Source organism: Streptomyces sp. UH6 (assembly GCF_013421635.1).
Taxonomy (GTDB): domain Bacteria; phylum Actinomycetota; class Actinomycetes; order Streptomycetales; family Streptomycetaceae; genus Streptomyces; species Streptomyces abyssomicinicus.
On sequence record NZ_JACADT010000581.1, the window covers coordinates 1 to 3,616 of the forward strand.

At 73.2% G+C, this 3,616-nt stretch carries 3 protein-coding genes, 1 tRNA gene and 1 pseudogene; 2 read left to right on the forward strand and 3 right to left on the reverse strand.

Annotated elements, in window-relative coordinates; all coding sequences use genetic code 11:
* Together HW445_RS22385 and HW445_RS22390 are read left to right on the forward strand one after the other, a co-directional pair.
* A partial coding sequence (locus HW445_RS22385; RefSeq protein WP_257231228.1) for a DNA-binding response regulator occupies positions 1–594 on the forward strand: 594 nt, incomplete at its 5' end.
* Between the two features lie 23 nt (positions 595–617).
* Positions 618–693: transfer RNA gene (locus tag HW445_RS22390), tRNA-Gly, on the forward strand.
* A 47-nt stretch (positions 694–740) separates the two neighbouring features.
* On the opposite strand, the gene HW445_RS22395 is transcribed toward HW445_RS22390, so the two are convergent.
* The 3 genes and pseudogenes from HW445_RS22395 to HW445_RS22405 all read right to left on the reverse strand — a co-directional run.
* Positions 741–1,640, reverse strand: coding sequence for a phosphoribosylaminoimidazolesuccinocarboxamide synthase (locus HW445_RS22395; RefSeq protein WP_180222768.1), 900 nt, complete (start codon positions 1,638–1,640; stop codon positions 741–743).
* A gap of 133 nt (positions 1,641–1,773) precedes the next feature.
* Positions 1,774–3,228 (reverse strand): N,N-dimethylformamidase beta subunit family domain-containing protein, encoded by a 1,455-nt coding sequence (locus HW445_RS22400; protein WP_180222769.1) that lies wholly within the window; start codon positions 3,226–3,228, stop codon positions 1,774–1,776.
* Positions 3,229–3,379: 151 nt separating this feature from the next.
* Positions 3,380–3,616: pseudogene (locus HW445_RS22405) on the reverse strand (hypothetical protein); the annotation flags it as partial.

Sequence of the window (3,616 nt, forward strand, 5' to 3'; positions counted from 1 at the left end):
CTGCTCGCCGACGACGAGCACCTGATCCGCGGCGCGCTGGCCGCGCTGCTCGCCCTGGAGGACGACCTGGTGGTGGTCGCCGAGGCCGCCACCGGACCCGAGGCACTGGCCATGGCGCGGGCGCACCGGCCCGACGTGGCCGTCCTGGACCTGCAGATGCCGGGGCTCGACGGTGTGAAGGTCGCCACAGCGCTGCGGACCGAACTGCCCGATTGCCGGGTGATGGTGGTGACCAGCCACGGGCAGCCCGGCCACCTCAAGCGGGCGCTGGCGGCAGGCGTGCGCGGATTCGTGCCGAAGACGGTGAGCGCCCGGCGGCTGGCCGAGATCATCCGCACCGTGCACGCGGGGAACCGTTACGTCGACCCGGAGTTGGCGGCCGACGCGATCTCCGCGGGGGACTCCCCGCTGACCGCGCGAGAGGCCGAGGTGCTGGACCTCGCCTCGGACGGGGCGCCGGTCGCGGAGATCGCGGAGCGGGCCGGGCTCTCGCAGGGCACCGTCCGGAACTACCTCTCCTCGGCCGTCTCCAAGCTGGGCGCCGAGAACCGTCATACGGCGGCGCGTACCGCTCGTGAGCGTGGTTGGGTATAGTTGCTCTCGCGCCACGGCGCAAGGCGGACGTAGCTCAGTTGGTAGAGCGCAACCTTGCCAAGGTTGAGGTCGCGAGTTCGAGCCTCGTCGTCCGCTCCACGAAGAAGCCCCCGGTCATCGACCGGGGGCTTTCTCGTGTCCCGCCCTCAGCTCCAGCGGAGGCCGGTCAGGCGCTCGTAGGCCTCGACGTACTTGGCGCGGGTGGCGTCGACGATCTCCTGCGGGAGGGCCGGCGGCGGCTGCTCGCTCCGGCGGTCCCAGCCGGAGGCGTCCGAGGTCAGCCAGTCGCGGACGAACTGCTTGTCGTACGACGGCTGGGCGTGGCCCGGCTCCCAGACGTCGGCCGGCCAGAAGCGCGAGGAGTCCGGGGTGAGGACCTCGTCGGCGATGATCAGGCGGTCGCCGTCGAAGCCGAACTCGAACTTGGTGTCGGCCAGGATGATCCCGCGGTCGCGGGCCACGTCCCGGGCGCGCCCGTAGACGGCCAGGGTCGTCTGGCGCAGCTGCGCGGCGACGTCGGCGCCGACCTTGCGGGCGACCTCCTCGTAGGAGACGTTCTCGTCGTGCTCGCCGACCTCGGCCTTGGTGGCCGGGGTGAAGATCGGGGCGGGCAGTTCCGAGCCGTCCACCAGGCCCTCGGGGAGGGCGAGTCCGCAGACCGTGCGGGACTCCCGGTACTCGAGCAGGCCGGAACCGGTGAGGTAACCGCGGGCCACGCACTCCACCGGAACCATCTGGAGGTTCTTGCAGACCAGGGTGCGGCCGGCCCAGTCCTCGGGAGCGCCCTCGGGCAGCTCGGTGGCCAGGACGTGGTTCGGCACCAGGTCGGCGAGCTGGTCGAACCACCACAGGGACAGCTGGGTGAGCACCCGGCCCTTGTCGGGGATCTCGGTGGGCAGCACCCAGTCGTAGGCGGAGATGCGGTCGCTGGCGACCATCACGAGGTCGCCCGCCTCGTTGCGGTACAGATCGCGCACCTTGCCGGTGTGCAGATGTACCAGGCCCGGCACCTCGACCGGCTCGGGCTTTTCGACGAATCCGGACACGGTTCCTCCCCGTGGTTTGGTCCAATGCCTCGATTCTCCCGTACCGGGAGATCCGAGGCAGTCCGGGGGTGCGCGGGTGCGGTGCGGGTCCCCGCGCGGGGGTTCGGCCCGGGGAGGAACCGGTCGGGTCCGTTCAGTCCCGCTTGCAGATGCGGTCCAGCAGGTTGGCGGTCGCCTTCTGGATCCGCGGGTCGACGTGCCCGGGCCGGTCCAGGGCGGGGGACCAGGCGAACGTCCCGGACGCGAAGACCAGCGCGCCGGAGGGCGCCCGGTACAGGGACGTCTCCTGGTGCCGCCGCACGCCCGCGGAGTCCCGGTACGGCGAGTGGGCGAGCAGCACCCGCTCGTCGTGCACGGGGAGCGGGGTGCGCGGGAAGTAGCGGTCGGCCTCCCCCGCCACCAGGCCGGGGATCTCCTCGCCCTCCGAGATTCCGGAGCCGTCCCACAGCCAGTGGCCGGCGTTGCGGACGGTCATCGGTCCGGGTTCGGGCACCTGGCCTCCGTACTGGATGCCGAGCACCTCCTGCTCGGCCCGGTCGACCTCCCGCCAGAGCACCGGCCGGCCCGGGCCCCGGCGTTTGCGGCAGGTCAGCAGCCGGTCCGGCTCGCCGGAGGCGGACGGGCCCAGCTCGACCTGCCAGTACATGGAGTTGGCGGAGAGGAAGACCAGCGACGTGCCCTGGTCGCGGGCGAGTTCCACGGCCCGGCGCATCGGCTTCGACCAGTACTCGTCGTGGCCGGGGAAGACCAGACCCCGGTAGCGGCCCGGGTCGACGCGGCCGGCGTGCAGGTCGCGGGCGTCGGCGTAGGCGAGGTCGTAGCCGTACCGCTCGGCCCAGCGGACGAAGTCGTAGGCGTGCCCGACGTGCAGGGGCATCCCGGACCCCGCATAGGGGCGGTCGAAGGAGACCGTGGTGGCGGCGCCCCCCTCGCCGAGCAGACCGCCGTCGGTGTCCCACGCGTGGTAGAGGCTGGCACCGGTGCGGCCGTCCTCCGGGTACAGGTTGTACGCCTGCCAGGTGATGTCCGGCAGCAGGAGCAGCAGGTCGGCCGGGCGGCCGTCGCGGACCGTGAAGGGGACGTGCGAGCGGTGGCCGTCGGCGGTGGTGAGCACGGCGACGTACGCGCCGACCTGCCAGTCGGCCGGCACGGTCAGCCGCCAGGAGAGCCACCAGTGGTGGCAGGAGACCGTGCGGTCGGCGACCAGGGGCGGCGGCTGGACCAGCCCGGCCAGCCGGGGGCTGCTGGTCACCTTGGCGGCGCCGTGGCCGTCGTAGTGGCCGATCCGGTAGACGTCGATGCCGAACTCCTGCGGCGGCTCGACGGTGATCCGGAAGTCGATCGGCTCGCCGGGCGCGACGGCGCCGGGCGAGGCGAAGCCCTTGATCTGCCGGTGCACGTCGTCCGCGGGACGCGGGCCACCGGGCCGCGGGCCCGGCTCGTCCACGTACCAGGGCACCACCTTGCCGGTGTCGTCGAAGTACGTCTCGCCGCCGCGCAGCCACGGTAAGGGCCCCTGGCCGAACGGATCCGACACGCCGTGCGCGAGCGCCCCCGACTCCCAGCGGCGGATCCGCTCAGGCCCCATGTACAACTCCCCTCCCTGGACTTCTCCCTGCACCCGGCTCGTGCCGCCGGCTCATGCACCGGCTCAGCGCCGGCTCGTCCCCCTGCGCCGTTCCCCGCGCGCCGTGTGTGCCGTCTCCCCCCGCGGGCGGTGTGCCGGCGCCCCCACACGGTCACACCAGCCGTACCGGTTTCTCCGTGCGTACGCCCAGGTCGCGCAGCCAGGCGCGCAGGGGCACGGGGTCCCCCTCCTCGACCAGGCTCAGCACCCGGGAACCCAGATCGGCGACGCGTTCACCGCGTACCAGGAGGGCGGGGCCGTCCAGCCAGTCCAGCCCCGGGGCCGCGCCGGCCGTGTCGACGGCGGCGCAGCAGACCATGGCGGTGACGTGGTCGGCCAGCAGGTCCCG

Bases quoted from the DNA above. Each gene is read 5' to 3' on its own strand.
- HW445_RS22400 (WP_180222769.1), bottom strand. From the start codon at position 3,228: ATGGGGCCTGAGCGGATCCGCCGCTGGGAGTCGGGGGCGCTCGCGCAC.